20 protein-coding genes are annotated in these 26,623 nt (G+C 71.0%); 11 read left to right on the plus strand and 9 right to left on the minus strand.

Translation table 11 applies throughout. The features are described from left to right. Window positions 1–440: 440 nt before the first annotated feature. Window positions 441–887: a hypothetical protein gene (locus ACZ5VD_RS06925; RefSeq protein ID WP_468548444.1), complete on the plus strand. Its 447-nt coding sequence runs from the start codon at window positions 441–443 to the stop codon at window positions 885–887. Window positions 888–912: 25 nt separating this feature from the next. Beyond that, window positions 913–1,752, plus strand: coding sequence for an SDR family oxidoreductase (locus tag ACZ5VD_RS06930; protein WP_468681218.1), 840 nt, complete (start codon window positions 913–915; stop codon window positions 1,750–1,752). Between the two features lie 43 nt (window positions 1,753–1,795). On the opposite strand, the gene ACZ5VD_RS06935 is transcribed toward ACZ5VD_RS06930, so the two are convergent. The 6 genes from ACZ5VD_RS06935 to ACZ5VD_RS06960 form a co-directional block, all read right to left on the minus strand. After that, window positions 1,796–3,289 carry an SDR family NAD(P)-dependent oxidoreductase gene (locus tag ACZ5VD_RS06935; RefSeq protein WP_468681220.1) on the minus strand — a complete coding sequence of 498 codons (1,494 nt, stop codon included), beginning with the start codon at window positions 3,287–3,289 and terminating at the stop codon, window positions 1,796–1,798. 118 nt (window positions 3,290–3,407) lie between these two features. Beyond that, complete coding sequence (locus ACZ5VD_RS06940) at window positions 3,408–4,739, minus strand: wax ester/triacylglycerol synthase family O-acyltransferase (RefSeq protein WP_468681222.1); 1,332 nt, start codon at window positions 4,737–4,739, stop codon at window positions 3,408–3,410. Window positions 4,740–4,927: 188 nt separating this feature from the next. Beyond that, the gene (locus ACZ5VD_RS06945) at window positions 4,928–7,531 is read right to left on the minus strand and encodes a PA14 domain-containing protein (protein WP_468681224.1); all 2,604 of its coding nucleotides are present in this window, start codon (window positions 7,529–7,531) and stop codon (window positions 4,928–4,930) included. A 162-nt stretch (window positions 7,532–7,693) separates the two neighbouring features. Beyond that, on the minus strand, window positions 7,694–8,917 hold the full coding sequence (gene glgC / locus ACZ5VD_RS06950; protein WP_468548437.1) for a glucose-1-phosphate adenylyltransferase: 1,224 nt from the start codon (window positions 8,915–8,917) through the stop codon (window positions 7,694–7,696). Window positions 8,918–9,019: 102 nt separating this feature from the next. After that, on the minus strand, window positions 9,020–10,183 hold the full coding sequence (gene glgA / locus ACZ5VD_RS06955; protein WP_468548436.1) for a glycogen synthase: 1,164 nt from the start codon (window positions 10,181–10,183) through the stop codon (window positions 9,020–9,022). 38 nt (window positions 10,184–10,221) lie between these two features. Then, window positions 10,222–11,037: a (2Fe-2S)-binding protein gene (locus ACZ5VD_RS06960; RefSeq protein ID WP_468681226.1), complete on the minus strand. Its 816-nt coding sequence runs from the start codon at window positions 11,035–11,037 to the stop codon at window positions 10,222–10,224. 192 nt (window positions 11,038–11,229) lie between these two features. Here ACZ5VD_RS06960 and ACZ5VD_RS06965 point away from each other — a divergent pair, with 192 nt between their 5' ends. Then, complete coding sequence (locus ACZ5VD_RS06965; RefSeq protein WP_468681228.1) at window positions 11,230–12,570, plus strand: DMT family transporter; 1,341 nt, start codon at window positions 11,230–11,232, stop codon at window positions 12,568–12,570. Here the strand turns inward: ACZ5VD_RS06965 and ACZ5VD_RS06970 are convergent. Then, the gene (locus tag ACZ5VD_RS06970; protein ID WP_468681230.1) at window positions 12,560–13,744 is read right to left on the minus strand and encodes a transglycosylase family protein; all 1,185 of its coding nucleotides are present in this window, start codon (window positions 13,742–13,744) and stop codon (window positions 12,560–12,562) included. The two genes, ACZ5VD_RS06965 and ACZ5VD_RS06970, sit on opposite strands and share 11 nt — an antisense overlap. Window positions 13,745–13,966: 222 nt before the next feature. On the opposite strand from ACZ5VD_RS06970, the gene ACZ5VD_RS06975 reads away from it, so the two are divergent. The 3 genes from ACZ5VD_RS06975 (at window position 13,967) to gndA (ending at window position 18,006) form a co-directional block, all read left to right on the plus strand. Next, a complete protein-coding gene (locus tag ACZ5VD_RS06975; RefSeq protein ID WP_468548432.1) occupies window positions 13,967–14,548 on the plus strand; it encodes a TIR domain-containing protein in 582 nt (193 codons plus the stop codon). Continuing rightward, complete coding sequence (locus tag ACZ5VD_RS06980) at window positions 14,545–16,416, plus strand: KGGVGR-motif variant AAA ATPase (protein WP_468548431.1); 1,872 nt, start codon at window positions 14,545–14,547, stop codon at window positions 16,414–16,416. Before ACZ5VD_RS06975 ends, ACZ5VD_RS06980 begins: the two co-directional genes overlap by 4 nt. Before the next feature lie 150 nt (window positions 16,417–16,566). Continuing rightward, window positions 16,567–18,006, plus strand: coding sequence for an NADP-dependent phosphogluconate dehydrogenase (gndA, locus tag ACZ5VD_RS06985; RefSeq protein WP_468548430.1), 1,440 nt, complete (start codon window positions 16,567–16,569; stop codon window positions 18,004–18,006). A 595-nt stretch (window positions 18,007–18,601) separates the two neighbouring features. Here the strand turns inward: gndA and ACZ5VD_RS06990 are convergent. Continuing rightward, window positions 18,602–18,946 (minus strand): GNAT family N-acetyltransferase, encoded by a 345-nt coding sequence (locus ACZ5VD_RS06990; RefSeq protein ID WP_468548429.1) that lies wholly within the window; start codon window positions 18,944–18,946, stop codon window positions 18,602–18,604. Window positions 18,947–18,974: 28 nt separating this feature from the next. Further along, window positions 18,975–19,394 (minus strand): aspartate 1-decarboxylase, encoded by a 420-nt coding sequence (panD, locus tag ACZ5VD_RS06995; protein WP_468681232.1) that lies wholly within the window; start codon window positions 19,392–19,394, stop codon window positions 18,975–18,977. Window positions 19,395–19,654: 260 nt separating this feature from the next. Between panD and ACZ5VD_RS07000 the strand changes: the two genes are divergently transcribed. From ACZ5VD_RS07000 to ACZ5VD_RS07020, 5 genes are all read left to right on the plus strand, one after another. Beyond that, window positions 19,655–20,800: a LacI family DNA-binding transcriptional regulator gene (locus ACZ5VD_RS07000; RefSeq protein WP_468681234.1), complete on the plus strand. Its 1,146-nt coding sequence runs from the start codon at window positions 19,655–19,657 to the stop codon at window positions 20,798–20,800. A 359-nt stretch (window positions 20,801–21,159) separates the two neighbouring features. Further along, on the plus strand, window positions 21,160–22,539 hold the full coding sequence (locus ACZ5VD_RS07005) for an ABC transporter substrate-binding protein (protein ID WP_468681235.1): 1,380 nt from the start codon (window positions 21,160–21,162) through the stop codon (window positions 22,537–22,539). A 2-nt stretch (window positions 22,540–22,541) separates the two neighbouring features. Continuing rightward, window positions 22,542–23,468 (plus strand): carbohydrate ABC transporter permease, encoded by a 927-nt coding sequence (locus ACZ5VD_RS07010; RefSeq protein WP_468681238.1) that lies wholly within the window; start codon window positions 22,542–22,544, stop codon window positions 23,466–23,468. After that, the gene (locus tag ACZ5VD_RS07015; RefSeq protein WP_468681240.1) at window positions 23,465–24,397 is read left to right on the plus strand and encodes a carbohydrate ABC transporter permease; all 933 of its coding nucleotides are present in this window, start codon (window positions 23,465–23,467) and stop codon (window positions 24,395–24,397) included. The genes ACZ5VD_RS07010 and ACZ5VD_RS07015 overlap by 4 nt, the downstream gene beginning before the upstream one ends. Window positions 24,398–24,441: 44 nt before the next feature. After that, window positions 24,442–26,595, plus strand: a complete 2,154-nt coding sequence (locus ACZ5VD_RS07020) for a beta-galactosidase (RefSeq protein WP_468681241.1) — start codon at window positions 24,442–24,444, stop codon at window positions 26,593–26,595. Window positions 26,596–26,623 lie beyond the last annotated feature (28 nt).

Consider the following 26,623-nt stretch of genomic DNA (forward strand, 5'->3'; position numbering starts at 1 on the left):
GGTCACCCTCGGGGCGTACCGCCAAGTCATCAGCCTGGTTCTCGGCGCCCGCTCAGGTGTGGCTAGAGGCAGTTCGGACGCGGTGGCGCCGGTGGGTCGTACGAGATCGGGCCGTGGTGAACGGGCGTGTCCCATGACGGACCTTGGGTGTGGGTAGAACCCCTTACTGCTGTCCGTCGGCTACAGATTAACCAAATGAGCGGCAGGGTGCTCGATAGGGCTGAAAACAAGGGGTAACTATCCGGAGTCTTTCCGCATTCGGCCCGTCAGAGTCTGCCCCCGTTTGTCACTTCACGCCCTTTATACGGGTCCCCCGTTCGGCCTAGGCCGCCGAACAGACGACGCAGTGACGAAGCAGTTCAGATCCCGTTGGCCGATTCGCCAACCGGCCATGATCTGGTGGCGGACGGCAACGGCTTGTCCGGCGGAAGGACTGGCGCATGGAGCTGCGCGGTGTCGAAGAGCTGATGGATCTGCTGCACGCCTGCCGGGGCACGGGCGGCGCGCCGGGACGCGGGGGCGGACGGGGCGACCTGCACCAGCACGCACTGCGGACGGCCGCACTGCTGCGCCGCACCCGGCCCGCCGACAAGGAGCTCCAGATCGCCGGGCTGGTGCTCGCGATCGGTCCGCTGCTGCGGCCGGGCGACACCGCCGCACAGGCGCCCTGCGCCGCCGACGCGGTGCGCGCCCTGCTCGGCGAGCGCGTCTGGGGCCTCGTCCGCGGCCACGCCCCGGACCACCCCGCCGCCGACGACGTACTGCGCCTTCGCCAGGCCGCCGAGGAGGGCCGGTTCGCCGGGTTCGACGCGGGCGTCCTGGAGGACTGGCGCACGGTGCTGGAACTGGTGGCGGCACGGAACTCGCGCCTCGGGGCTGTCGACTGACGGTCCGTCATGAGACGGTACGCCGATGACGTCGTCGTACGAACTCCCGGGGCTCCGGGGCAGGGCAGCGATCGTCACCGGCGCCACCCGCGGGATCGGGCGGGCCGTCGCGGGGCGGTTGGCCGCGGCCGGGGCGCTGGTGTGTGTGACCGCCCGCGACCCCGACGACGTACGACGGACCGCCGAGGAGCTGGGCGGCATCGGCCTCGCGGGCAGCGTCGCCGACCCCGACCACCTGTCCCGGGTCACGGAGTCGGTGCTGCGCGAGTTCGGCCGGATCGACGTGCTGGTCAACAACGCGGCGACCAACCGGCCCTACGGCCCGCTCATGTCGGCCGATCCGGCGGCCTGGGGCGAGGCGTTCACGGTCAACGTCGAGGCACCCCTGCGGCTGGTGCAGTGCGCCTGGCGGGCCTGGATGGGCGAACACGGCGGCACGGTGGTGAACATCTGCACGGAGGGCGCCTGCCATGTCGGCCCCGGCGTGGGCGCGTACGGCACCAGCAAGGCGGCCCTCCTCCACCTCACACGGCAACTCGCGGGCGAACTCGCCCCGAAGGTACGCGTCAACTCCGTCTCCCCCGGCCTGACCCGCACCGAAATGGCCCGCTTCGTCTGGGAGCCGGACGAACACGAGGTCGCCGCGGGGCTCCCCCTCGGACGGATCGGGGAACCGGAGGACGTGGCCCGCGCGGTGGCCTGGCTGGCCTCGGACGCCGCCGACTGGATCACCGGAGCGGACCTGCTGGTCGACGGGGGCACCCGGGTCCGGGCCGCGAGCACGTCGGCGCCTTACGCGATCCACGAGCGACTGCGGGGCGGGTCGCCGTCGGACACCGACGCCGACCCCTTCGGCCACCGCTGAACCCGACACACCGGTGGCCTCCAGGAGGCCACCGGACGACGATCTACCACTTGCCCGGCGCGTAGTCCTTGAGGAAGACGCCGTACACGTCGTCGCCCTGCTCGCCGCGGACGATCGGGTCGTAGACGCGGGCCGCGCCGTCGATCAGGTCGAGGGGGGCGTGGAAGCCCTCCTCGGCGAGGCGGAGTTTGTCGTAGTGGGGGCGTTCGTCGGTGATCCAGCCGGTGTCGACCGAGGTCATGAGGATGCCGTCGGACTGGAACATCTCCTGGGCGCTGGTCCGCGTGACCATGTTCATCGCGGCCTTGGCGGCGTTCGTGTTCGGGTGGCCGGCGCCCTTGTAGCCGCGGCCGAAGACGCCTTCCATCGCGGAGACGTTCACGATGTGCGCGCGTTCGCTCGTCGCGTTCGTGGCGGCGACGGCCATGACCGGGCGGAGTTTGCTGATCAGGATGAACGGCGCCGTGTAGTTGCACAGTTGGGTTTCGAGGAGTTCCACCGGGGAGATCTGCTCGATCGTCTGCACCCAGGTGTTGCTGTCGACGACGTCGGGGACGAGGCCGCCCGCGTCGATGGCGGTGCCGTCGAGGTGCCGGGCGACGCTGGCGTTGCCCGCGACCAGGGCGAGGTCGGCGACCTGCTGGGCGTCCATGCCGGAGATCCCGGCGGGCAGTGCGGCCAGGCCGTCCACCGCGCCGGAGTTGAAGGCGCCGATGACGTGGTGGGCGGGGAGTTCCCCGGCGGGCAGCGCGGCGCTCTCGCCGTCGACGAGGGCGGCGTAGGCGGAGGGCAGGCGGCGTACGGTCTGCGTCGCGTTGTTGATGAGGATGTCGAGGGGGCCCGCCTCGGCGACCCGGTCGGCGAGGGCGACGGCCTGCGCCGGGTCGCGCAGGTCGATGCCGACGACCTCCAGGCGGTGCATCCAGTCCCCCGAGTCGTCCATGGCCTTGAAGCGGCGGATGGCGTCCTTCGGGAAACGCGTGGTGATCGTGGTGTGCGCGCCGTCGCGCAGCAGCCGCAGCGCGATGTACATGCCGATCTTGGCCCGGCCGCCGGTGAGCAGGGCGCGCTTGCCGGTGAGGTCGGTGCGGGCGTCGCGCTTGGCCCGGTTCAGACGGGCGCAGTCGGGACAGAGCTGGTGGTAGAAGTAGTCGACCTCCACGAACCGGGCCTTGCAGGTGTAGCAGGAGCGGGGGCGCTGGAGTATCCCCGCGATCCGGCCCTCCTCGGTGACCGAGGACGGCAGGAGGCCCTCCGTCTCGTCGTCGATGCGCTGCGCGGAGCCGGTCGCCGTGGCCTCCGTGACCGCCTTGTCGTGCGCGGTCTTGGCGGCCCGGCGGTCCTGGCGACGGCGCTGCTTGACGGTCCGGTAGACGCCCGCGGTGGCTCGGCGCACGGCGATCGCGTCGGGGTGGTCGACGTCCAGCTTGTCGAGTTCGTCGAGCACGCTGAGGCAGACGGCGAGCCGCTCCGGGTCGATGCCGGGACCGTGGACGGTCTCGTCCGTGGTCGCCGAGCCGTTGTCTGTCACCGTCATGGCCGCTGCCGTTCCCTGGGTGTTTCGCGCGGCGCTCCGACGGCGACGCTTTCGAACAGGGAATTTTACGGAGCCCCGGCCCCAGCGCCAAACCCGTGACGATCATGGCCCTCGACGATCACGGGGCGCAGGCGGTGATGAGTGTCCGCACCTCCTCGGTGACGGCGAGGGCCAGCCGGTCGAGATCCGGAACGGCCTCGGCGTCGGCCACCAGGCCGTAGTGGACGCGTCCGCGGTACGTCGAGATGGCGACCGCGAGGGACTGGCCGCGGGCGAGCGGGGCGAAGGGATAGATCTCGGTGACCTGGTTGCCGCCGAGCTTCAGGCCGATGCCCGGCAGCGGCACGCTGGTGACGAGGATGTCGAACCAGAGCCGGGCGGCCTGGCCGACCAGGGGGCCGCCGAGCCGGTGGCCGAGCGCCGGGACGTGGTCGGCGAGCAGGGCGACGGCGCCGGCGCCCCGGTTGGGCCCGGCGTCCTTGTTGCGGTCCATGGCCAGGCGGACGGTGGCGAGGCGGCCGAGCGGGTCCGGGTCGGCGACGGGAAGCCGTATCAGGTACCCGGAGAGCCGGTTGCCCTGCGGGTGGGCGGTGCGCGGGCGGCGTTTGGAGACGGGGATCAGGGCGCGCGGCGCCACGCCGTCGCTGCCGTCGCCGCGTTCGTCCAGCCAGCGGCGCAGGGCGCCGGCGACGACGGCGATCAGGACGTCGTTGACGGTGCCGCCGACGGCCTTGCGGACGTGGTGCACGTCGTCGAGGTCGACGACCACCCCGGCGGTGCGGCGGGTGCCGGTGGAGGCGGCGCTGAGGGCGGCCGAGGTGCGGACGTCCAGGGAGGAACGGGCCACCGAGGCGCCGATGTCGAGGGCCCGGCCCGCGTCGGACAGGACACCGCGCAGCAGCCCGGGCAGTTCGCGGACGGCCGGGAGGAGGCCCCGCGAGGGCTCGGCGGGTCGGGGACGGCGGGCCGGTACGTCCATCGGGTCGAGGATCGCGGCGGCGAGCGTGAGCGCGCGCAGGCCGTCGGCCAGGGCGTGGTGGAACTTGAACAGCACGGCGAAGGAGACGCCGTCCTCCCCCGGCAGCACGTGTGCCTCCCAGGGCGGCCGGCCGCGGTCCAGGGGCCGCTGCATCAGCCGGCCGGCCTCGGCGTGGAAGTCGGCGGCCGGGGCGTGCAGCAGGACGTGGTGGAGGGGGTCGAAGCCGGGGTCGGGTTCACGGGCGGCGCCGCCGAACACGGGCGGGAGGGCGAGCGGCTGCCACACGTCCCGGATCCGCATCCGCAGTCCGGGTACCGCGGCGGCCCGGGCGGCCAGCAGGTCCGCCGCGTGGGCGCCCGCGGTGGGCGAGTGTGCCGTGAAGATGCCGAGTGCGCCGAGGTGCATGGGGTGCTCGGCGGATTCCATGTTCCAGAAAGCCAGGTCGAGAGGGGCGAGCAGATCGGAAGTCAAGGGCTTGCCTCGCGTCGACGACGGGTGAGCCAGCAGTCAATCGCCCCTTGGCGATTACGGTCAAGTACGATCAAGCTACGCTCAGTTAACAACGGATTAAGTCCCGCCCCTCAGGGAGGGGCGGGACTCACGGGGCTCATGGGGTCATTTCGGTGACCTCACGCGCCGCCGGGTGACCGCACGGGTCCTCAGGTGGCCGGGCAGCCCGCGGGCTCGGCCGAGGACGCGTCCCGGATCAGCGCCTCGTGTGCGGCCCTCACCCGTTCGACGTCCGGCTTGAGGACCTCGCGGTCGTAGGTCAGGAGGCCGTTGAGTTCCCCCTCGACGTCCGCGATCTGCGTGTAGACGGCTCCGTTGCTCCCCCGGCAGACCAGGGCGCGTACCTCGTCGAGCTTCTTCAGGTAGTCGTCGGTGTAGGTCGCCGGGTCGACGTCGACGTACGACTGCTGCACGGACCAGGCGTGGCCGGGCACCGCCAGTCCGAGGCCGCCGTACTCGCCGCTGACCAGGGCGCGTCTGCCGTCCGGGCGGGGTGGCAGGGCGGGGCTGGGATAGCCGTGCTCGTCCATGATGTCGCCGGCGTCGCCGTCGGCCCCCAGGTTCAGGCCCGACTGGTTGTTCACCAGCCGGCTCGGGTCCCAGGCCTTGGCCTGCTCGGCGACCCGGCCCACGTCGTACTGGCCCCAGCCCTCGTTGAAGGTGACCCACATCACGACCGAGGGGCTGCTGATGTGCTCGTCGATCATCTCCTTCAGCTCGCGCTCGTACTGGGCGCGGGCCGTGGCACTCGGGTTCACCCCCGCGGTCATCGCGGGCATGTCCTGCCACACCAGGAGGCCCAGCCGGTCGGCCCAGTGGAACCAGCGGTCGGGTTCGACCTTGATGTGTTTGCGCACCGAGTTGAAGCCGAGCCGCTTGTGCGCCCTCAGGTCGTACGCGAGGGCCTCGTCGGTCGGCGCGGTGTGCAGGCCGTCGGGCCAGAAGCCCTGGTCGAGGGTGGCCATCATGAAGACGGGTTCGCCGTTGAGGACCGTGCGCGGCACCCCGTCCACCCGCTCCACGGCGATGGAACGCATCCCGAAGTAGCTGCCGACCCGGTCGGCGCCGACGGTCACCTTCAGGTCGTAGAGGAACGGGTCGTCGGGCGACCACAGCCTCGGGTCCTCGACGGTCAGGGTGAGCGGGCCGCCGGTACGGCCGCGGGCCGTGGCGACCCTGCGTTTCCCCTCGTACGCCGTCGCCGTGATCGGTACGCCGTCCCGGACGCCCCGTGCCGCCACGGTGAGCTCGCTCCTGGCGACGTCGGGCGTCAGCCTGAGCGAGTCGACGTGGTCGCGGGCCACCGGCTCCATCCAGACCGTCTGCCAGATCCCGGAGGACGGGGTGTACCAGATGCCGCTCGGGTCCAGGCGCTGCTTGCCGAGCGGGGGGTTCTCGCCGCCCGCGGCGTCCGTCGGGTCGTGGACGCCGACGATCAGCTCCTGGGTGCGGCCCGGCTTGAGCGCGTCGGTGACGTCGGCGCCGAACTTGTCGTAACCGCCCTTGTGCTCGGTGACCTTGGTGCCGTTGACGTACACCTCGGTCTGCCAGTCGACCGCGCCGAAGTTGAGCCGCAGCCGCTTGCCGGAGCCGATCTGCCAGTCGGCCGGGACCGTGAAGGTGCGGCGGTACCACATACGGTCCTCGTGCCGTTCGATGCCGGAGAGCTGCGACTCGACGGGGTAGGGGACGAGGATCCGTTCGGGCAGGGTCCTGCCGACGGGCGGCTGTTCGCCCGCCTCGGCCGCGGCGAACTGCCAGCGGCCGTTGAGGTTGCGCCAGTCGGAACGGGTCAACTGCGGGCGCGGATACTCCGGAAGGGCGTTGTCCGGGCCGACCTCGTCGGCCCACTCGGTACGCAGCCGGTACGTCGAGTGGTTGGGGCCGCTGCTCCAGAACGGCTCGACAACGTTGCCGTCGACGGCGGTCAGTCCGCCGGCACCGTCGTAGCGGACGTCGGCGGTGCCGCGCGCGGTGCCGGTCTTGTTCCCCACGACGGGTTCGTCGAGGGCCACGAGGAGGGCGCTCGGGTCGGCGGGGTCCTGCCCGGCGGCGCCGAGCGGCCACGCGGCGCCGCCGATGACCGCCGTGAGGTGGGTGGTCAGGCCCGGCGGGGGCGGGGCGAGGGGCTGGGCGAAGTCGAGTTTCAGGGTGCGGCCGTCGCCGAGGACCGTGGTCGCGACCGGTCCGTCATAGTCGAATCCGGCGGGGAGCCGGAACGCCGACTGCGGGACGGTCTCCTTGGCGCCGCCGGGCTGGGTCCAGCGGAGGTGGAGGTTGGAGCCGCCGTAGTGCTCGAAGTACTCGACCCTGATGTCGTGGGCCGTGCCGGCGGTCAGGTCCACGGGTGGGGCGGTCTGTTCGCGGTCCCAGTCGTCGACCCAGTGGTCGATGAGGAGCCGTCCGTCGACCCACAGCCGGAAGCCGTTGTCGCCGATGACCGAGAAGGTGTGCGGACCGGTCTTCTCCGGCACGATCCGGCCGGTCCAGCGGACGCTGACGTCGTCCGAGCGGCCGGTGGTGGAGACCAGGCGCGGTTCCAGGTTGTCGAAGTCGAGCACCGGGTCGAAGGTGGTGGCCTTGAGCGCGTGGAAGTCGAAGGCTCCGGGGGCGGACTGGGTGTAGTACTCCCCCTTCAGTCCGCGGGCCTCGTCGGGGCCGTCGGCCAGGGCGGGTGCCGCGGTGAGGCCGCTGAGGCCCAGCAGCGCGGCGAACAGTAACGCGAGTCGGTTTCTGAGGTGTCTGGTGAGCACGGAACTCCCATAACAACGTTGTCATGGACAGGAGTTGGCATGACAACACGGATTCCGTTTCTCGTCCAGGGACATGACAACGGCCTCGGTGTGCGGAACACACCGAGGCCGCTCGGGGACTTCGGGGAATCCTCCGGCCCTCCGGGAGCCTGCGCCGGCCCGTCAGGGAACCCGCTGCCCCTTCCCCAGCGCGATCACTCCGCCCTTGGAGACCGTGTACAACTCGCCGTCCCGCTCCGGGTTGACGCCGATCGTCGCGCCCGGCGGCACCTCCACGTTCTTGTCGAGCACCGCTCCGCGCACCACCGCGCCCCGCCCGATGTGCACGTTGTCGTGCAGCACCGATCCCTGGACGACGGCTCCCGGGTCGACCACCACACCCGGCGACAGCACCGACCGCGTGACCTGCCCCCGGATGAGACAGCCCGCGCTGATGATGGACTCGCTCGCGATGCCGCCGGCGTTGAAGCGGGCCGGGGAGAGCTGGCCGGAGTGGGTGTAGACGGGCCAGCTGCGGTTGTAGAGGTTGAAGGCGGGGCGCTCGGCGATGAGGTCCATGTGGGCGTCGTAGTAGGCGTCCAGAGAGCCGACGTCACGCCAGTAGCCCTGATCCCTGGTGGTCTCGCCGGGGACGTGGTTGGCACTGAAGTCGTAGAGCTGGGCCTCGCCGCGGTCGGTGAGCTGGGGCAGGATCGAACCGCCCATGTCGTGCACCGACTGGGGGTCCTCGGCGTCCCGTTGCAGCGCCTCGATGAGGGCCTTGGTGGTGAAGATGTAGTTGCCCATCGAGGCGAACACGCACTCGGGGTCGTCGACGAGACCCGGCGGGTCGGCGGGCTTCTCCAGGAAGCCCTCCACCGTCAGCCCGTCGGAGCCCGGGGTGATCACGCCGAACGCCGACGACTCGGAGCGCGGCACCCGGATGCCGGCGACCGTCACCCCCGCGCCGCTCTCGATGTGCTGGGCGAGCATCTGGCGCGGGTCCATGCGGTACACGTGGTCGGCACCGAACACCGCCACGTACTCGGGCCGTTCGTCGTACACGAGGTTCAGGGACTGCAGGATCGCGTCCGCGCTGCCCAGGTACCAGCGCGGACCGAGGCGCTGCTGGGCCGGGACGGGCGTGACGTAGTTGCCGAGCAGACTGGACATCCGCCAGGTGGTGGTGATGTGCCGGTCCAGCGAGTGCGACTTGTACTGCGTGAGGACACAGATACGCAGGATGTCGCCGTTGACGAGATTGGACAGCACGAAGTCCACGAGGCGGTAGGTGCCGCCGAAGGTGACCGCGGGTTTCGCCCGGTCCGCGGTCAAGGGCATCAGACGCTTGCCCTCTCCGCCCGCAAGCACGATGCCGAGCACCGAAGGACCACCACCACGACGCATGGCCGCTCCCCTCACCCTGGTTGACCCATGCCTGCCCCTGAGCAGGGCCGACTACGCCTGTTCGAAGAACACTTGTCGCCCTGCGGCGGCCACCGGCGGCCCTCAGCCCTGCTTGAGGATCTCCTCGTAGAGCCGGACCGTGCGCCGGGCGACCGCGTCCCAGGCGAACTCGCCCACCGCGCGCTCCCGTCCCGCCTCGCCCATCCGGCGCGCGGCCACCGGATCGCCGAGCACCGAGTCCAGCGCCCGCGCGAGCCCCGCCTCGAAGTCGTCGTCCACCGGGACCAGTACCCCGGTCCGGCCGTCGTCCACCACCTCCGGGATACCGCCGACCCGGGAGGCCACGACGGGGGTTCCGCACGCCATGGCCTCCAGGTTGACGATGCCGAGGGGTTCGTACACCGAAGGACAGACGAACACCGCGGCGTGCGTGAGGAGTTGGATCACCTCGGGGCGCGGCAGCATCTGCGGGATCCAGTGCACCCCCTCGCGGACCCGGCTCAGCTCCTCGAACAGCTCACGGAACTCCCGGTCGATCTCGGGGGTGTCGGGGGCGCCCGCGCACAGCACGACCTGCGCGGCCGGGTCGATGTCCCGCACCGCCCGCAGCAGGTGGGGCACGCCCTTCTGGCGGGTGATGCGGCCGACGAACAGCACGTACGGGCGGTCCGGGTCGAGGCCGACGCGACGCAGCGCGTCGGTGCCGTGGTCGGGCCGGTAGAGAGCGGTGTCGATGCCGTTGTGCACGATGTGGACCTTGGCCGGATCCAGCGCCGGATAGCAGCCGAGGATGTCCTCGCGCATGGCCCCGGAGACGGCGACCACCGCGTCGGCGGACTCGATCGCGGTGCGTTCGGCCCAGCTCGACAGGGCGTACCCGCCGCCGAGTTGTTCGGCCTTCCAAGGGCGCAGGGGCTCCAGGGAGTGGGCGGTCATCACATGCGGGATGCCGTACAGGAGCTTGCCGAGGTGGCCGGCGAGATTGGCGTACCAGGTGTGGGAGTGGACCAGTTCGCGGCCTTCGAGGCCGGCGGTCATGGCGAGGTCCACGGAGAACGTGCGCAGCGCGTCGTTGGCGGTGTCCAGCCCGGGCCAGGGACGGTGACGGATCACGCCCGCCGCCTTCTCCGCCGCGGAGACCTCGCCCCAGCAGTGCACGTCCAGGTCGACCAGGGCCCGCAACTCCCGCGCGAGGAACTCGACATGGACACCCGCACCGCCGTACACATCCGGCGGGTACTCCCGGGAAAGCAGTCCCACTCGCACCCGGAACCCCCTGTCTCAGCGGCTGGTTGCCCTCATGGTCACCCAGATGCGGCGCGCGGGGAAGACCGCGGGGGTCGCGGGAAGCAACAGTCGCCGCAGACGCCCCCGCCGGGCACCCGGTAGTAGAGGCAGCAGCTGCGCCGCCGGAAGGAGGTGCCGGTGAGCGTGCCGGTGCCGGCGAGGAGGGGATGGCCGAGGAGTTCCGCGGTGAGGCCGCGCGCCCTCGCCCCCGCCTCCGCGCGGCCGTGGGCGCGCGCCCAGCCGTCCAGCTGCCGGGCGGCGCCCGCCAGCGCGGAGGCGGCGTTGCCCCACAGCAGTCCCTCGGCGACCCGGTAGCGGGCGTGCACGTGGTCGGCCAGTGGCCGGAGGTGGGCGTCCAGAACGGCCTCCACGAGGCTCTGCGCGTCCACGGGCTTCCCCGCCCTCGCGGGCAGGGGCCGTACGGCGGACAGCCACAGGTCGTCGGGGGCGGTGGCGTCGGGATCCCAGTGCAGCAGCCGCGGGTCGAGGTCGGGGATCCGGCCGTAGAGGGCGGCGCAGCCGAGGGCCACCGACCAGAGCCGGGCCGCGAGTCCCTGCTGCGCGACCGAGGCCGCGATCCGCGTCTCGGGGGCGCGTAGGGCGTCCGCTACCTTCCGGACGCGAAAAGTCATAGAATTTCCATAAACATCCGACGACCCGTTCTCGTACACGTACGCGAGCGTCGGCGGTGGCACGCGCGGCACCGCGTGCGGCGCTCCTGCCGTGGGTAGTGGCGTGCGCAGGGCGAAGAAGCCGCCGAGCGGACGGAGCGCGGCGAGATCCGGGTCGAGGTCCACGAAGAGCAGTAGTACCAAGGCCCTTAGGGGTCCCATGCAAGGGGTCTCACCCCCGCGTCACCCACCTTGGGGATGATGGCGCCCGATTCGTACTCCATCGGCAGTAGGACCCATTGCCTGCTCAGGTACGACGACGGGAAGAACTTTTCACGGGATCGTGTTCCTTATGGAAGCCGACCGTACGCCGCGCCGGGCCGAGTGCCCCCGCCTCACGCAGAGGAGTCGCTCATGAGTGCCCTCGCGTTGTCCGTGCTGCTGTCGTTCGTCTCCGCCGTGGCGTACGCGGGCGGGGCGATCGTCCAGGAGCAGGTGGCGGTCTCCTCCCCCGGTCAGCAGTACGCACCGCTGCGCCGGACCGGCTGGTGGGCGGCGGTCGCGCTGAACGGCCTGGGCGGCCTGCTGCACGTGGTGGCGCTCGCCTACGGCCCCCTGAGCCTGGTCCAGCCGCTGGGCGCACTGACCATCGTCTTCGCCCTCCCCATGGCGGCCGTGTTCGTCGGCCGCAGGGCGGGGGCGACCGCGTGGCGCGGCGCGATCATGGCGACCGTCGGTCTCGCCGGTCTGCTGTCCCTGGTCGGCGCGTCCGACGCGCAGTCGCTGGACACCACGCAGCGGATCGCCGTCGCCGTCGTCACCGCCGGTGCGGTCGTCGCGCTGATGATCGCCGGCCGGGCCGCGCACCGGCACCCGGCGGTGCGCAGCATCCTGCTCGCCATCGCGTCCGGTATCGCGTTCGGTATGTCCTCGGTGTTCACGAAGACCGTCGCCGTCGACTGGACGGGCGGCGTCACCGCGGCCGACCTGCCCTCCCTCGCCGTGATCGGCGTCCTGGCCACGGCCGGCATGCTGCTCTCCCAGGCCTCCTACCGGGGCGCCGGGCTCGCGGCCCCGCTGGCCACGCTCACCGTCGTGAACCCGGTGGTGGCGGCCGCGGTCGGCATCACGATGTTCGGCGAGACCTTCCGCTACGGCACGACCGGTACCGCGCTCGCGCTGAGCTGCGGTGTGGTCGCGGCGGGCGGTCTGATCCTGCTGACCACGGAGCGGATGGAGCGGTCGCACGCGGAGGCGGCGGAGCCACTGCCCGAGCAGCCGGTCCCCGTCCGAACGGCCCCGACGGCTTCCACCGAGCCGGTACCTGCCGGGTCGGTGGCCACAGGATCGGTACCCGCCGAGGTGCTGCTGACGCGGATGCCCGAGCAGCCGGGATCGGTGGGGACGCGGGAGGCCCTGGCGCGCAAGGACGCGCTCGTCCCGAGCCTGGCCGCCGCGGGTGCGGTGGTGGTCCCGGACGGCGTGCTCGTGCCCGGCCCGGGACCCTCGCCGGCTCTGGAAAGCGTCGTATCGACCCTGGAGACCGTCCCGCGGGCACCGGAGCCCGTCCGTGGGACTCCGACACCTACGCCGGAGACCGTCCCGCCGGGCCTCTCGGCCGCGCCCAAGGACGTGGAGCCGTCGGATCCGGGCCCGGGCACGGCCGTGCCGCCGTATCTCTACGGTCCCTTCTACGGCGGCCCGTTCATCCCGCTGCCGGTCATCGACCGGCACCGTACACGCGTCAAATCCTGACGCCGCCCGCCTTCAGATAGGCCACCGGGTCGATGTCCGATCCGAAGCCGGGCCCCGTCCGCACCTCGAAGTGCAGATGCGGGCCCGTGCTGTTGCCGGTGGAGCCCGAGCGCCCGAGGCGCTGTCCGCCGCCCACCGCCTGCCCGGACTTCACGGAGATCGCCGACAGGTGCGCGTACTGGGTGTAGCGGCCGTCGGAGTGCCGGACCACCACCTGGTAACCGAACGAACCGCCCCACCCGGCGGTGACGACCTTGCCGGCCGCGACCGCCTTCACCGAGGTCCCCGTGGGCACGGCGAAGTCGACGCCGGTGTGGTAGCCCTTCGACCAGGAGGAACCCGTTTTGCGGTAGGGCGTGCCCGTGGTGGCGTTCACCGGGGAGACCAGGGAACCGCCGGCCGTCGCCTTCTCTTCGGCGTCCTTGGTGTCCTTGGTGTCCTGAGCGTTCGAGGAGGTCTTCTTCTCACTCGTCGACTTGTCGCCGGTCCGGGTCGCCCCGGTGCCGCCCGTGCCGTCCTGGGCGCGCAGCCTCAGCCGCTGACCGGGCATGATCAGGTCGGGGTCCGAGCCGATCGTCGTCCGGTTGGCCGTGTACAGCCCCCGCCAACCGCCCCGGACGCGCTGGGCGTCGGCGATCTCGGAGAGAGAGTCGCCCCGGACCACCGTGTACATCTCGGCGGTCCCGGCCCGCGACTGGGGCGTGGTCTGCGGCTGTATGTCCGGCGCCGAGCCGCTGCCCGACTTCTTCGAGGCGCTGTCGCCGGTCCCGGCGGGGTGGATGTCCGGGGTGTCGCCGCCCCGCGTCAGGCCGGCCCGTACGGAGCACGTCGGCCAGGCGCCCGGCCCCTGCCCGTCCAGTACCTTCTCCGCCACGGCGATCTGCTGGTCCTTGGTGGCCAGATCCGCACGGGGCGCGTACCGCGTGCCGCCGTACGCCTCCCAGGTGGACTGACTGAACTGCAGCCCGCCGTAGTAGCCGTTACCGGTGTTGGTGTTCCAGTCGTTGGTGGACTCGCACGCGGCGACCTTGTCCCAGGTGTCCACGTCGGCGGCCTGTGCGGTCCCGGCCCCCATCAGCGGCATCGCCATCCCGGCACCACCCGCCGTCACGGTGAGCGAGGCGCGGTTGATCCTGTTCGGCTGATACCGGCGGTGCCGGCCGCGTACGGCCATGAGGTGCCCCCTATGACATGCGTCAGGAGGGGCAAAAGTAAGCGCTGCGAACAGGCCATGACAAGACGGCAATCGGCCGCCCTGCAATAGTCCCGCGCCCATGGGCCGTCCAAACAAGCCTGATCAAAGCGGAGTTGATCAGTCATCAGGCGACTACACTCCCTCCCACCAGGGGTGGAGGCGCCTTCGGGCGGGTTTCTGAACGCGGGGAATGGGGCGGCGATGGACTACGAGTTCGATGTGTTCATCAGTTACAGACGGAGCGCGGGGCACGTCCGGGAATGGGTCTGGAATCACTTCTTCCCCATCCTCAAGGGCTGCCTGGAGGACGAGATCGGGAAGGCGGAGATATTCATCGACCGCCATCTCAACGACAAGATCGGTATCCCCTGGCCCGACGAACTCGTGGGATCGCTCCACAGGAGCAAGCTCCTGGTTCCCGTCCTTTCCGCTCCCTACTTCCACTCGGAGTGGTGCACGGCCGAGTGGGGGACGATGGAGGAACGGGAAAGGCTGACCGAGCGCAACGGCCTCATCTTTCCCGTCGTGTTCGCGGACGGCGAGAACTTTCCGGCGGAGGTACACGACCGGCAACTCGACAACGCGTTCAAGAACTACAGCGTGCCGCACCCGAAGTACCGGGACTCCGAGTCGTACGCGGACTTCCACCAGGAGGTGCAACGCCTCGCGGGTCACCTTCGGCAACGCCTGCAACAGGTACCCGAGTGGTGTGAGGACTGGCCGACCATGACACCCCAGGCCATCGCGCCTCGGCCCGCCCCGCTGCCCCGGTTCGGAGCATGAGGGAGCCGCGCCGGACGGAGACCGGCCAGATCGTCACCTTCTACTCCTACAAGGGCGGAGTGGGCCGCAGCTTCGCCCTCGCCAACACGGCTGTTCTGCTGGCCCGTTGGGGATACCGGGTGCTGTGCGTGGACTGGGACCTGGAGGCACCGGGGCTCTCGTACTTCTTCGACCCGTATCTGGGCTCTCCGCCCCGGGCCGGGCTGTTGGAGATGATCGAGGAGGCCCGCGACGCACCCGCCCGCCCGTCCCTCGCCCTGGAGCACCGGACCACGGTCCGTCTCCCCGAAGACGTACGGCTGGATCTGATCGCGGCGGGCCACCAGGACGACACCTACGTGTCCCGCCTCCAGCGAGTCGACTGGGAGCGGCTGTACGGCGACCACGGCTTCGGCGAGACCCTCGAATCGTGGCGGGCCGAGTGGATGGCCCACTACGACGTCGTCCTCGTCGACAGCCGCACCGGCATCACCGACTCCGGCGGTATCTGCACCGCGCAGGTCCCCGACGTGCTGGTCTTCGCGTTCACCGCGAACCAGCAGAACGTGGACGGCGTCCTGGACATCGTCGACCGCGCGATGAAGGCGCGGGACGCGCTTCCCTACGACCGGCCGCGCCTGCTGACCGTGCCGCTGCTGAGCCGGTTCGACGCGCAGCCCGAGTACGAACAGGGCGAGACCTGGCGCCGCCGGCTGGCCGAGCGGATGGAACCGCGTCTCAGGGACTGGGCCCCGCGCGGGAGCACCGCGACGGAACTCCTCCAGCGCATCACCATCCCGTACTTCCCGATCTGGTCCTTCGGCGAGGCGCTGCCCGCCCTCACCGAGAGCCATCGCAACTCGGAACAGGTCACGTACAGCATCGCCTCCCTGGCCGCGCTTCTCGCACGCCGGTTGGAGGACGCGAGTCTGCTGATCGAGAACCGGGATTCGTACGTCGACAGTGCGCGGCAGGCGGCGCGCCGGACGTACAAAGCGGACCTCTTCGTCAGTTACAGCCGCTCGACCGCCATGCTGGCCCAGGACTTCATCTCGCTGCTGCACGAAAACGGCGTGACGACCCATCCCCGCGATCACGCCGCCGGACCGACCGACCTGTTCTGGTCTTCCGAGCTACGGCAGCAACTCATGGACGAGTGCCGCCACTTCGCCATGGTCGTGGACGGGAACCCCGCCACGGAACAGGAACAGGACCTCGGCTATTTTCTGCGCCATTCCGTCAGCGGGGTCACCGAGCGGCTCACCCTGCCGGTGGTGACCTCGTCCGAGGCGCTCGGCAATCTGCCGCACATCGCGCGATCCCTGCAGGCGTTCAACCTGGAGCAGGGCACGCTGGCCCAGGCCGCGCGTGCGGTGGCGGCCCAGTTGCGCAAGGAACCGGACCCGGAGTTCGGTGCGCCTCGGCGGACTCCCGAGCACCACTTCGACGTCTTTCTCTCCTACGTGCACGCGGACCAGAACTGGGCGCTCGCGCTCGCGGAGAACCTCCAGCGGCTGGGGGTCAGTGTGTGGGTGGACCAGTGGAACAGGGTGCCGGGGGAAGAGTGGACGTCCCGGCTTCAGAACGCGCTGGCGAACTCCGAGGTTCTGGTGTCCGTGGTGACGTCGGACTGGACACGGTCGAAGTGGGCCGTCGAGGAGTACCTGGAGGCCCGGTTCAGGCAGCGGGTGATTCCCGTGATCCTGGGAGATCCCAAATTGCCCGATTTCGTGACAGGCGAGCCTGTCATCGACTTCAGAAGGGCGAACTCTCCGAAGGAGTACGTGAAACAGGTCGAACGTGTCGCACGGGCCGTACTGAGCCTGCCCCCCGACCGCCCCCTCCCCCGCAAGGGCTCCTTCGTCCTGCCCGACTCGCTCCTGTACTGAGCCACACGCGGCTCTGATCCGTATCTGCGTACGCACCTCCGCACAAGCCCAGAGGTGCGATCGGTGCACGGGCACGTCAGGATGGCCGGGAGGCAGTATGGACGTGCACTGCCGGCAGCACCGATTCCCGCACTTACAGGAGCCAGCCATATGAGTACTTCCGCCCAGATCGGCGTCACCGGACTCGCGGTCATGGGCCGCAATCTCGCCCGCAACTTCGCGCGCAACGGCTACACGGTCGCGTTGCACAACCGGACGGCGTCGCGTACGCACGCGCTGGTGGAGGAGTTCGGGAGCGAGGGCGACTTCGTGGCGGCCGAGACCGCCAAGGAGTTCGTGGCGGCGCTGGAGCGGCCGCGGCGCCTGGTCATCATGGTGAAGGCCGGTGACCCGACGGACGCGGTGATCCAGGAGTTCGCCCCGCTCCTCGAACCCGGTGACATGATCATCGACGGTGGCAACGCGCACTTCGCGGACACCCGGCGCCGGGAGCGCGAACTGCGTGAGCAGGGCATCCACTTCGTCGGCATGGGCGTCTCCGGCGGCGAGGAGGGCGCGCTGCACGGGCCGAGCATCATGCCGGGCGGGCCGAGGGAGTCGTACGACTCGCTGGGCCCGATGCTGGAGAAGATCTCCGCGAAGGCGGCCGACGGGACGCCGTGTGTGACGCACGTGGGTCCGGACGGCGCCGGGCACTTCGTGAAGATGGTGCACAACGGCATCGAGTACGCCGACATGCAGCTGATCGGCGAGGCGTACCAACTGCTGCGTGACGTCGCCGGTTACGAGCCCGCGCAGATCGCCGAGATCTTCCGCACCTGGAACACGGGACGCCTCGACTCCTACCTGATCGAGATCACGGCCGAGGTGCTGTCCCACGTGGACGCGGCGACGGGCAAGCCGTTCGTGGACGTGGTGGTGGACCAGGCCGAGCAGAAGGGCACCGGCCGCTGGACCGTCCAGATCGCGCTGGACCTCGGTGTGCCGGTGTCGGGTATCGCGGAGGCGGTCTTCGCCCGCTCCCTGTCCGGTCACGCGGCGCTGCGGGAGGCCTCGCGGGGGCTCGCCGGGCCGAAGGCGACACCGCTGAGCGAGGCCGAGGCGGGGGCCTTCGCGGACCGGGTGGAGCAGGCGCTGTACGCCTCGAAGATCGTGTCGTACACGCAGGGCTTCCACGAGGTCGCGGCAGGCAGCGACGAGTACGACTGGAACATCGACCTGGGTGCCGTCTCCGCGCTCTGGCGGGGCGGCTGCATCATCCGCGCGGCCTTCCTGGACCGGATCCGTGCCGCGTACGACACCCGGGCCGACCTGCCGAGCCTGCTGTCCGACGAGACGTTCGCGCAGGAGATCGCCGCGGCCCAGGACGACTGGCGCGAGGTCGTCATCGCCGCGACCCGCCAGGGGGTGCCGACGCCGGGCTTCGGGGCGGCCCTCGCCTACTACGACGCCCTGCGCGCGGAGCGGCTGCCCGCGGCGCTCACGCAGGGGCAGCGGGACTTCTTCGGTGCGCACACCTACCGGCGGACCGACCGTGACGGCTCGTTCCACACGCTGTGGGGCGGGGACCGGTCGGAGGTCTCCGAGTAGCGTCCGCCGCTGCACAGAGACCGATCGCGCCGCCCACCGCACCCCGTCAGGGGGTGCGGTGGGCGGCGTCGGTTCGTCACCGGCCGCCCGTGGCTCAGGTGAGCGGTGGTCCGGGTTCCGGGCTCGGGACCGGTTCCGGGCCCGGGACCGGTTCCGGGCCCGGCGGGACGGGCGAGGGCGGTACGGGCGGGGGTCCCGGCGTGGGCCGCGGGGGCGGCGTCGGGTCGGGGCCCGGTGCCGGCGGCTCCGGGGGCGAGACCGGGTCGGGGAACGGCTGTGGGTCGGGGCCCGGTGTGGGGTCCGGCCCGGGCCCCGGGGTGGGGTCCGGGTGGACGGGGTCGGGGTGCGGGTACGTCATGGCGTCCTCCGGCCAGTCGTCTGCGTCGGCTCTGGACCACTCCCCCGCGTACCCGACGGCGGACCCACCACTCACCCCGCCGCATGAAGGGGCTGAGCCGGGTGGGTCCACCGGTGTGCGGCGACCGAGAACGGCGGAACCGGTACAGCCGACGCGGAACGGCGTACTCGGCACGGCCCACCCGGTTCAGCCGCCTCGGAACAACCCACCCAGGTCAGTCGGCCCGGAACAGCCGGCTCAGAACCGTCCCGGATGCGCGATGAGCCACTGCTTCGCCGCGCGCAGCAGCTCGGGGTCGGCGGCCGGCGCCTCCTCGGGGTGGCGTTCGGCCCACTTGACGACGTACGGGCACAGCGGGGCGACGACGATTCCCTCGCGCCCGGCCGTGGCGTACAACTCGCGGGCCAGGGAGCCCGCGATGCCCTTCCCCTCGTGGGCCGGTTCGACGATGGTGTGCACCGGGACGAACGCGGCCCGGGGCGATTCGAGGACGAAGTACTCGATGTGGCCGACGACTTCGCCGTCGCCGATCGCCTCCAGGCGGCCCGCCGCCCGGTCGTCGCGGATCTCGATGTCGCTCATGGGCACGCTCCTGGTCCGGAGATCGGGGTCAGGCCACCACGGCCTGCGGACTGCGCTCCTGGTCCGAGTCCGGCACCGGCTCGGACGGGTCGGCTCCGAGGGCCACGACACGGTTGTCCCGGTCCACGTGCACGACCCGGGGTTCCAGTGACCGCGCCTCGGCGTCGGTCACCTGAGCGTAACTGATGATGATCACCAGATCGCCGGGGTGCACCAGATGGGCCGCCGCCCCGTTGATGCCGACCACACCGGAGCCGCGCTCGCCCTCGATGACGTACGTCTCCAGGCGGGCGCCGTTGGTGATGTCGACGATGTGCACGAGCTCGCCGGGCAACAGGTCGGCGGCGTCGAGAAGGTCGGCGTCGATGGTCACCGATCCCACGTAGTGCAGGTCGGCCTGGGTGACGGTGGCGCGGTGGATCTTGGACTTGAACATGGTGCGAAGCATGGGAAAACTCCTGTCCTGCCTGCTCCCTGCCCGCTTTCTGCGGGTCAAGGGCGGTCTCCGGAGGCTACAACGATTCGCGGTCGGAGCGCGCTCGTCACGCGGTGACGAGGACCCTCCGCGCTCCACGCCGAGCCGCTCAACGTTACGGATACGTTCCGGACTCTTGACGCCCGTCTTCTGACTGCGTAGACATGACCGCGCAGTCAGACATACGGCGTCTGGCAGAATCGGGCTCGACATCGCGGCCACCGGGAGACGTCATGACGCGAGGGACAGGGCGGGACGGGAGTTCCGGAGCGCCGCGCAGCGTGGACGTGGCCCGTCTGGCCGGGGTCTCGCAGAAGACGGTGTCGCGGGTCTTCAACGACGAGCCGTACGTCTCCGCCGAGGTGCGCGGGCGGGTCCTCGAAGCCGCCGAACAGCTCGGCTACCGGCGCAACAACGCCGCCCGGGCGCTGGCCTCCGGACGGACCCGCTCCATCGGCGTGGTGACGCTGGGCACGGCCCTGTACGGTCCCGCCTCCCTGCTCATGGGTGTGGAACGGGTCGTCCGGGACACGGGCTACGCGCTCCGCGTGGTCAACACGATGGAAGGCGACCCCTCGGGCGTCGCCGGCGCCGTCGACTCGCTCCTCGACCAGGGCGTGGACGGCATCGTCATCTCCGAACCGATCGAGGAGGAAGGGGACGAAGGCGCCCCCTCCGTACGGGTCGGCGTGCCGGTCCTGGTGCTGGGCGCACCACCGCCCTTCACGGCCTCCACCGTGCTGGCCGGGGCGGGCGGCGCCGACCTGATGGCGCAGGCCGCCGTCGAACACCTCCTGGACCTGGGGCATGTGACGGTCCATCACCTCGCCGGTCCGCAGCGGTGGTACGCCGCCAAGGACCGTCTCCAGGGCTGGCGGGCGGCGCTGGCCGCGCACGGCAGGGACGTACCGCCGGTCATCGAGGGCGACTGGTCGGCCGCCTCCGGCTACGCGGCGGGCCGTGAACTGGCCGCCGACCCCGGGACGACGGCGGTCTTCGCCGCCAACGACGACATGGCGATCGGTCTGATCCGCGCGCTGGCGGAAGCCGGCCGGCGGGTGCCGGAGGACGTGAGCGTCGTCGGCTTCGACGACATCCCGGTCGCCGCCTATGTGACTCCCCCGCTGACCACGGTGCGGCAGCCGTTCGACACCGTGGCGCAGGAAGGCCTCAAGAGACTCGTGCACGCCATCGAGAACCCGGAGGCGGAGCCACTGCCGGCGAGCGACCCACCGGTCGACCTCGTCGTCCGTGCCTCGACCCGGCCCCCGCCGCCGCCCCGGACGGCCTCGGGACGTCGACGACGCACCCCCTCGCGATCCGATGAGGGCACGTCCGGTCCCCCGCTTCCGAAGGGAGGCCCGTCCACCCACCTCTGAACAGCACCGCCCGGTCCCGCCTCGGAGCCCGGACCCGGCAGGTGATCCCAGGGGCGAGCCGCCGTACCGGCCATCGCTCGGCCCCGTCCATCCCGACCGCGCCCCGGCGCCACGGACGACCCCGCGGCACGGGCATCACGCGAACTCCGCTTCACCCGGCGGCTCCTGAGCCGCAGCGGCTCGGCGCTCCCCGACTGTCCCGCACACCCCGGTGTGCCGCACACCGGCCGCGCCGCCGCGCTTCCCGAACACGTCGGCTTCGACGACCGGATCGTCGCGCCACCTCTGCCCTTCCCCATCCTCTTTCCGCACGCCCTCCCCCGGCGTGCCGGCCCCTTCGCCATCGGCGGGAGTTCACCATGCCCATGTCCGGCTCCTCCTCCATGAACCGTCGGCTCTTCCTCACCGCGACCGGAGCGCTGTCGCTCGGCGCCGCACTGTCCGCCTGTGGCGGCGACAGCGGCGGCAGCGGCGGAAGTTCCGCCGAGCCTGTCGGCCAGGCCGACATCGACAAGGCGATGCGGACGCCGACCGAGCTGACGTTCTGGACCTGGGTCCCGAACATCGACAAGGAGATCGCGCTCTTCGAGAAGAAGTACCCGGCCGTCAAGGTCAAGGTCGTCAACGCCGGTCAGGGCACGCCCCAGTACACCAAGCTGCGCACCGCGCTCAAGGCGGGCAGCGGCGCCCCGGACATGGTGCAGATGGAGTTCCAGGCCATCCCGACGTTCACCATCACCGACAGCCTGCTGGACCTGCGCCCCTACGGCGCCTCCGCGCTCAAGTCCACGTTCGTCGACTGGACGTGGGGCCAGGTCAGCGGCAGCGGCGGCGAGGTCTGGGCGATCCCGCAGGACACCGGCCCGATGGGCATGCTGTACCGCAAGGACATCTTCGACGAGCACGGCATCGACGTCCCCGCCACCTGGGACGAGTTCGCCGCGGCGGCCCGCAAGCTCCACAAGGCCGACCCGGACGTCTACCTCACCAACCTCGCCGCCAACCAGGTCGCCGCCTGGCACGGCCTGTTGTGGCAGGCGGGTGCCAAGCCGTACGTCACCGCCGGCAAGAGCGACATCACCGTCAGCGTGGACGACGCGGTCTCCAGGAAGCTCGGCGAGTACTGGGGCGGTCTCGCCAAGGAGGGCGTGATCGGTGTCGAGCCGGACTTCACGGACGGCTGGTACGCCGCGCTCAACAGGGGCAAGTACGCCACCTGGCTCACCGGTGCCTGGGGTCCGGCCTTCCTCTCCGGCTCCGCCAAGGCCACCGCGGGCAAGTGGCGGGCGGCCCCGATGCCGCAGTGGGACGCCGCCAAGCCCAGCGCGGGCAACTGGGGCGGCTCGACCACCGCGGTGATCCGTTCCACCAAGAACCCGGTCCAGGCGGCGGTGTTCGCGCAGTTCCTCAACAGCGACCCCGCCAGCGCCAAGATGTTCGCCACCGAGCAGTTCTTCTTCCCGGCGACCAAGTCCCTGCTCGCCGAGGCGAGTTTCCTCGGGGACACGCCCGCCTTCTACGGCGGCCAGAAGGTCAACGAGGTGTTCGCGGACATCAGTACCCAGGTCAACCCCTCCTTCCAGTGGCCGCCGTTCCTCGACCGGGTGGCCACGGACTGGACCGAGACCGTCGGCAAGTCCCTCGCCGACCGGTCCGACACCGTCCGTGCGCTCGGCGCGTGGCAGTCGCGCATCACGACCTTCGCCAAGGGCCAGGGCTTCACGGTCAAGGGAGGCTGACGATGGCCACCACCACAGCGGTGACCGGCACGGGCACCGCCCGCACGAAGGCCCCGCCCCGCCGGCGGCACGGCACGGCAGGGGCGCTGTTCATCGCCCCGTTCATGGTGCTGTTCGTGCTGCTCTTCCTCGCCCCACTCGGCTACGCCGCCTACCTGAGCCTGTTCCAGGAGAAGCTCATCGGCGGCTCGTCGTTCGTCGGCCTGGACAACTACGTGACGGCTCTGAAGGATCCGCTGCTGCGCAAGGGCATCGGCCGCGTCGCGCTGTTCTTCGTCATCCAGGTCCCCGTGATGCTGCTGCTCGCCCTGTTCTTCGCGCTCGCGCTGGACAGCGGCCTGCTGCGGCTGTCCCGGGTGATCAGGCTCGGCATCTTCGTCCCGTACGCCGTCCCGAGCGTGATCGCCACCCTCATGTGGGGCTACCTCTACGGCCCCGACTTCGGCCCCTTCGCCCAGATCAGCCGCGATCTCCACCTGCCGGCCCCGGACTTCCTCAGTGACAGCTGGATGCTCGGCAGCCTCGCGAACATCGTGACCTGGGAGTTCGTCGGGTACAACATGATCATCCTGTACGCGGCGCTGCGCACCATCCCCGCCGAGCTCTACGAGGCCGCCGCCATGGACGGTGCCGGATCCTGGCGGATCGCCTGGTCCATCAAACTCCCCGCGCTGCGACCGGCGTTGACCCTCACCCTGCTGTTCTCGGTGATCGGCAGCTTCCAACTCTTCAACGAGCCGAGCCTGTTGACGAAGGTCGCCCCGGACGTCATCGACAGCTCCTACACCGCCAACCTCTACGCCTACTCCGTCGCCTTCATCAGCCAGCAGACCAACTACGCGGCCACGGTGTCCTTCATCCTCGGTCTGGTCATCGTGATCGTGTCGTACGCCTTCCTGCTCACCGCGAACCGCAGGAGGACCTCGTGACCACCGTGACGCCCACCGCCTCGACCACCGCGACGGCGAAGCGGCTGCCCGCCGAGGCCCGGTCCCGACGCCGGTCGCCGGCCCGCCGCAGCACCCCGCTCACGATCGCCATGCTGGCCGTCCTGGGGTACTTCCTGCTGCCGCTGTTCTGGCTGCTGGTCGCCTCCACCAAGAGCACCCAGGACCTCTTCAACAGCTTCGGTCTGTGGTTCTCGGACGCCCCGCAACTGCTGTCGAACATCAAGGCCACCTTCACCCAGGACGACGGCGTCTTCGGGCGCTGGCTGCTCAACACGGTCCTGTACGCCGGGGTGAGCGCACTCGGCGCCGCGCTGCTCGCGGCCGCCGCCGGGTACGGGTTCGCGAAGTACCGGTTCCGCGGCCACGGAGCCGCCTTCAACCTCGTCCTCGGCGCCATCATGATCCCCACGACCGCGCTGGCGATCCCCACCTACCTCCTCTTCGCCAAGGCGGGCCTGGTCAACACCCCCTGGGCCGTCATCCTGCCCTCCCTCATCAGCCCCTTCGGCCTCTACCTCATGCGCATCTACGCCGAGGACGCCGTCCCCGACAGCCTCATCGAGGCCGCCCGCGTGGACGGCGCCGGAGAGTTCCGGATCTTCGTCACCATCGCGCTGCGGCTGCTCGCCCCCGGCCTGGTGACCGTCGTGCTGTTCACGCTCGTCGCCACCTGGAACAACTACTTCCTGCCGCTGATCATGCTCAACGACCCGAACCTGTACCCGATCACGGTCGGACTGTCCCGCTGGGCGGACCAGGCCCAGAACGGCGGCGCCGGCGCCAGCAGCGACCTGCTCGCCCTCGTCGTGACCGGCTCCCTGATCTCGATCGTCCCGCTCGTCCTGGCCTTCCTGATGCTCCAGCGGTACTGGCAGAGCGGCCTCGCCACCGGCGGCGTCAAGCAGTGACACCCCCACACCCCGACTCCCCTTGCTTCTCCGGAGGTTTGTCCATGGCGGCTCTGCCTGCCCGCGTTCTCTTCGGCGCCGCGTACTACCACGAGTACCGGCACCCCCACGACACCCAGCGCGCCGACGAGCGTCTCAAGACCGACCTCGACCTGATGGCCGACGCGCATGTCACCGTCATCCGGGTCGGCGAGTCGGTCTGGTCGACCTGGGAGCCCGCGAGCGGGTGCTTCGACCTCGACTGGCTCCAGCCGGTCCTCGACGGAGCCCACGAACGCGGCATCTCCGTGGTCCTCGGCACCCCGACGTACGCCGTCCCGCCGTGGCTGGCCCGCCAGTACCCGGAGATCACCGGCGAGCGGCGCACCGGTCAGCGCATCGGCTGGGGCGCCCGCCAGGAGGTCGACTTCACCCACCCCGCGTTCCGCTTCCACGCCGAGCGGATCATCCGCAGGGTCGTCGCCCGGTACGCCGACCACCCGGCCGTCATCGGTTTCCAGGTCGACAACGAACCGGGCCTGGAACTCTTCCACAACCACGGGGTGTTCCAGCGCTTCACCGACCACCTGCGCGCCAGGTACGGCGACGTCGAGACCCTCAACCGCGAGTGGGGCCTGGTCTATTGGTCGCACCGGCTGTCCACGTGGGCCGACCTGTGGACGCCGGACGGCAACGCCCAGCCGCAGTACGACGTCGCCTGGCGGGAGTTCCAGGCCCGCCAGGTCACCGAGTTCATCGGCTGGCAGGCCGACCTCGTCCGCGAGTACGCCCGGCCCGAGCACTTCGTCACCACCTGCATCTCCTACAAGCGCCCCGGGGTGGAGGACGACGAGCTGACCGACCGCCTCGACATCGCCTCGGGCAACCCGTACTACGGCATGCAGGACGATCTGCTGCTGCCCGACCCCACGCCCGACGAGCACCAGCAGCAGTGGCAGACCACCGGCGTCTGGGCGCTGTACCAGACCGCCGACTGGATGTTCTCCTCCCGCCAGGAGCCCTTCCTCGTCACCGAGACCAACGCCGGCTCGATCGGCATGCCGTGGGACAACCACCCCGCCTACGACGGCCAGTGGCGACAGGCGGCCTGGGCGCTCGTCGGTCGCGGGGCCCGCATGATCGAGTACTGGCACTGGCACACACTGCACTTCGGCGCGGAGACCTACTGGGGCGGCGTCCTGCCCCACACCGGACAGCCCGGCCGCACGTATACCGAACTCGCCCGTCTAGGAGCCGAGTTCGAGGCCGCGGGTCCGCTGGTCGCCGGGCTCGAACCGGACGCGGACATCACGATGGTCTACTCGACGCCGAGCAAGTGGCTCATGCAGAAGTACCCGCCCGTCCCGACCGCCGACGGCGAGCCGGACGGGGACGCCTATCACCGCATCTTCGACCCCCTCTACCGTGGCGCCTTCGACGCCGGCCGCCAGGTCCGTATCGTCCACGCCCGCCAACTGCACGACCCGCGCGGCGAGCGGGAGGGGCTGACGCCGGAGGAGGCCGTCCGCCGTCACCCCGTCCTCGTCGTCCCGGCGTTGTACATCGCCGCCGACTCGACGCTCGACTGGTTCGCGGCCTACGCGGAGGCGGGCGGCCATCTGGTGCTCGGCCCGCGCACCGGCTACGCCGACCACGAGGCCAGGGCCCGCCAGGAACCGGCCCCCGGGCGGCTGGTGGAGGCGGCGGGCGTGCACTACGACGAGTTCAGCAACCTCACCCGGGCGGTCCCCGTCAAGTCGGCGCCCGGCGGTCCGCTCGACCTGCCCGAGGACGCGACGGCGACCCTCTGGGCGGACGGCCTGACCGTCACCGACGCCGACGTGCTGGCCACCTACGACCACCCGCACTTCGGGCGCTGGCCCGCGGTCACCACCCGCCGCCACGGCACCGGCCGCGTCACCACCGTCGGCACGGTCCCCGGCCGCGACCTCGCGCGGGCGCTGGCCACCTGGATGGCATCGGCCTCCCGCGGCGACACCTGGCAGGACCTCCCGGTCTGCGCCACCGCGACGACCGGCACGTCCCCCGACGGCCGCCGTGTCCACATCGTCCACAACTGGAGCTGGGAACCGGCCCGCGTCCAGGTCCCGACGGATCTCTCCGACGCCCTGACCGGCACGTCCCTCCCCGCGGGCACGGCGCTGGAGCTCGGTGCCTGGGACGTCCGCGTACTCGTCTCCCCGAAGGAGCGGCTGTGAAGAGAAGAACGGCGAAGGCACTGGGTAC

It is taken from the genome of Streptomyces sp. NPDC032822 (assembly GCF_055578825.1).

Bases quoted from the DNA above. Each gene is read 5' to 3' on its own strand.
- ACZ5VD_RS06925 (WP_468548444.1), top strand. From the start codon at position 441: ATGGAGCTGCGCGGTGTCGAAGAGCTGATGGATCTGCTGCACGCCTGC.
- ACZ5VD_RS06930 (WP_468681218.1), top strand. From the start codon at position 913: ATGACGTCGTCGTACGAACTCCCGGGGCTCCGGGGCAGGGCAGCGATC.
- ACZ5VD_RS06935 (WP_468681220.1), bottom strand. From the start codon at position 3,289: ATGACGGTGACAGACAACGGCTCGGCGACCACGGACGAGACCGTCCAC.
- glgC (WP_468548437.1), bottom strand. From the start codon at position 8,917: ATGCGTCGTGGTGGTGGTCCTTCGGTGCTCGGCATCGTGCTTGCGGGC.
- ACZ5VD_RS06960 (WP_468681226.1), bottom strand. From the start codon at position 11,037: ATGGGACCCCTAAGGGCCTTGGTACTACTGCTCTTCGTGGACCTCGAC.
- ACZ5VD_RS06965 (WP_468681228.1), top strand. From the start codon at position 11,230: ATGAGTGCCCTCGCGTTGTCCGTGCTGCTGTCGTTCGTCTCCGCCGTG.
- ACZ5VD_RS06970 (WP_468681230.1), bottom strand. From the start codon at position 13,744: ATGGCCGTACGCGGCCGGCACCGCCGGTATCAGCCGAACAGGATCAAC.
- ACZ5VD_RS06975 (WP_468548432.1), top strand. From the start codon at position 13,967: ATGGACTACGAGTTCGATGTGTTCATCAGTTACAGACGGAGCGCGGGG.
- ACZ5VD_RS06980 (WP_468548431.1), top strand. From the start codon at position 14,545: ATGAGGGAGCCGCGCCGGACGGAGACCGGCCAGATCGTCACCTTCTAC.
- gndA (WP_468548430.1), top strand. From the start codon at position 16,567: ATGAGTACTTCCGCCCAGATCGGCGTCACCGGACTCGCGGTCATGGGC.
- ACZ5VD_RS06990 (WP_468548429.1), bottom strand. From the start codon at position 18,946: ATGAGCGACATCGAGATCCGCGACGACCGGGCGGCGGGCCGCCTGGAG.
- panD (WP_468681232.1), bottom strand. From the start codon at position 19,394: ATGCTTCGCACCATGTTCAAGTCCAAGATCCACCGCGCCACCGTCACC.
- ACZ5VD_RS07000 (WP_468681234.1), top strand. From the start codon at position 19,655: ATGACGCGAGGGACAGGGCGGGACGGGAGTTCCGGAGCGCCGCGCAGC.
- ACZ5VD_RS07005 (WP_468681235.1), top strand. From the start codon at position 21,160: ATGCCCATGTCCGGCTCCTCCTCCATGAACCGTCGGCTCTTCCTCACC.
- ACZ5VD_RS07010 (WP_468681238.1), top strand. From the start codon at position 22,542: ATGGCCACCACCACAGCGGTGACCGGCACGGGCACCGCCCGCACGAAG.
- ACZ5VD_RS07020 (WP_468681241.1), top strand. From the start codon at position 24,442: ATGGCGGCTCTGCCTGCCCGCGTTCTCTTCGGCGCCGCGTACTACCAC.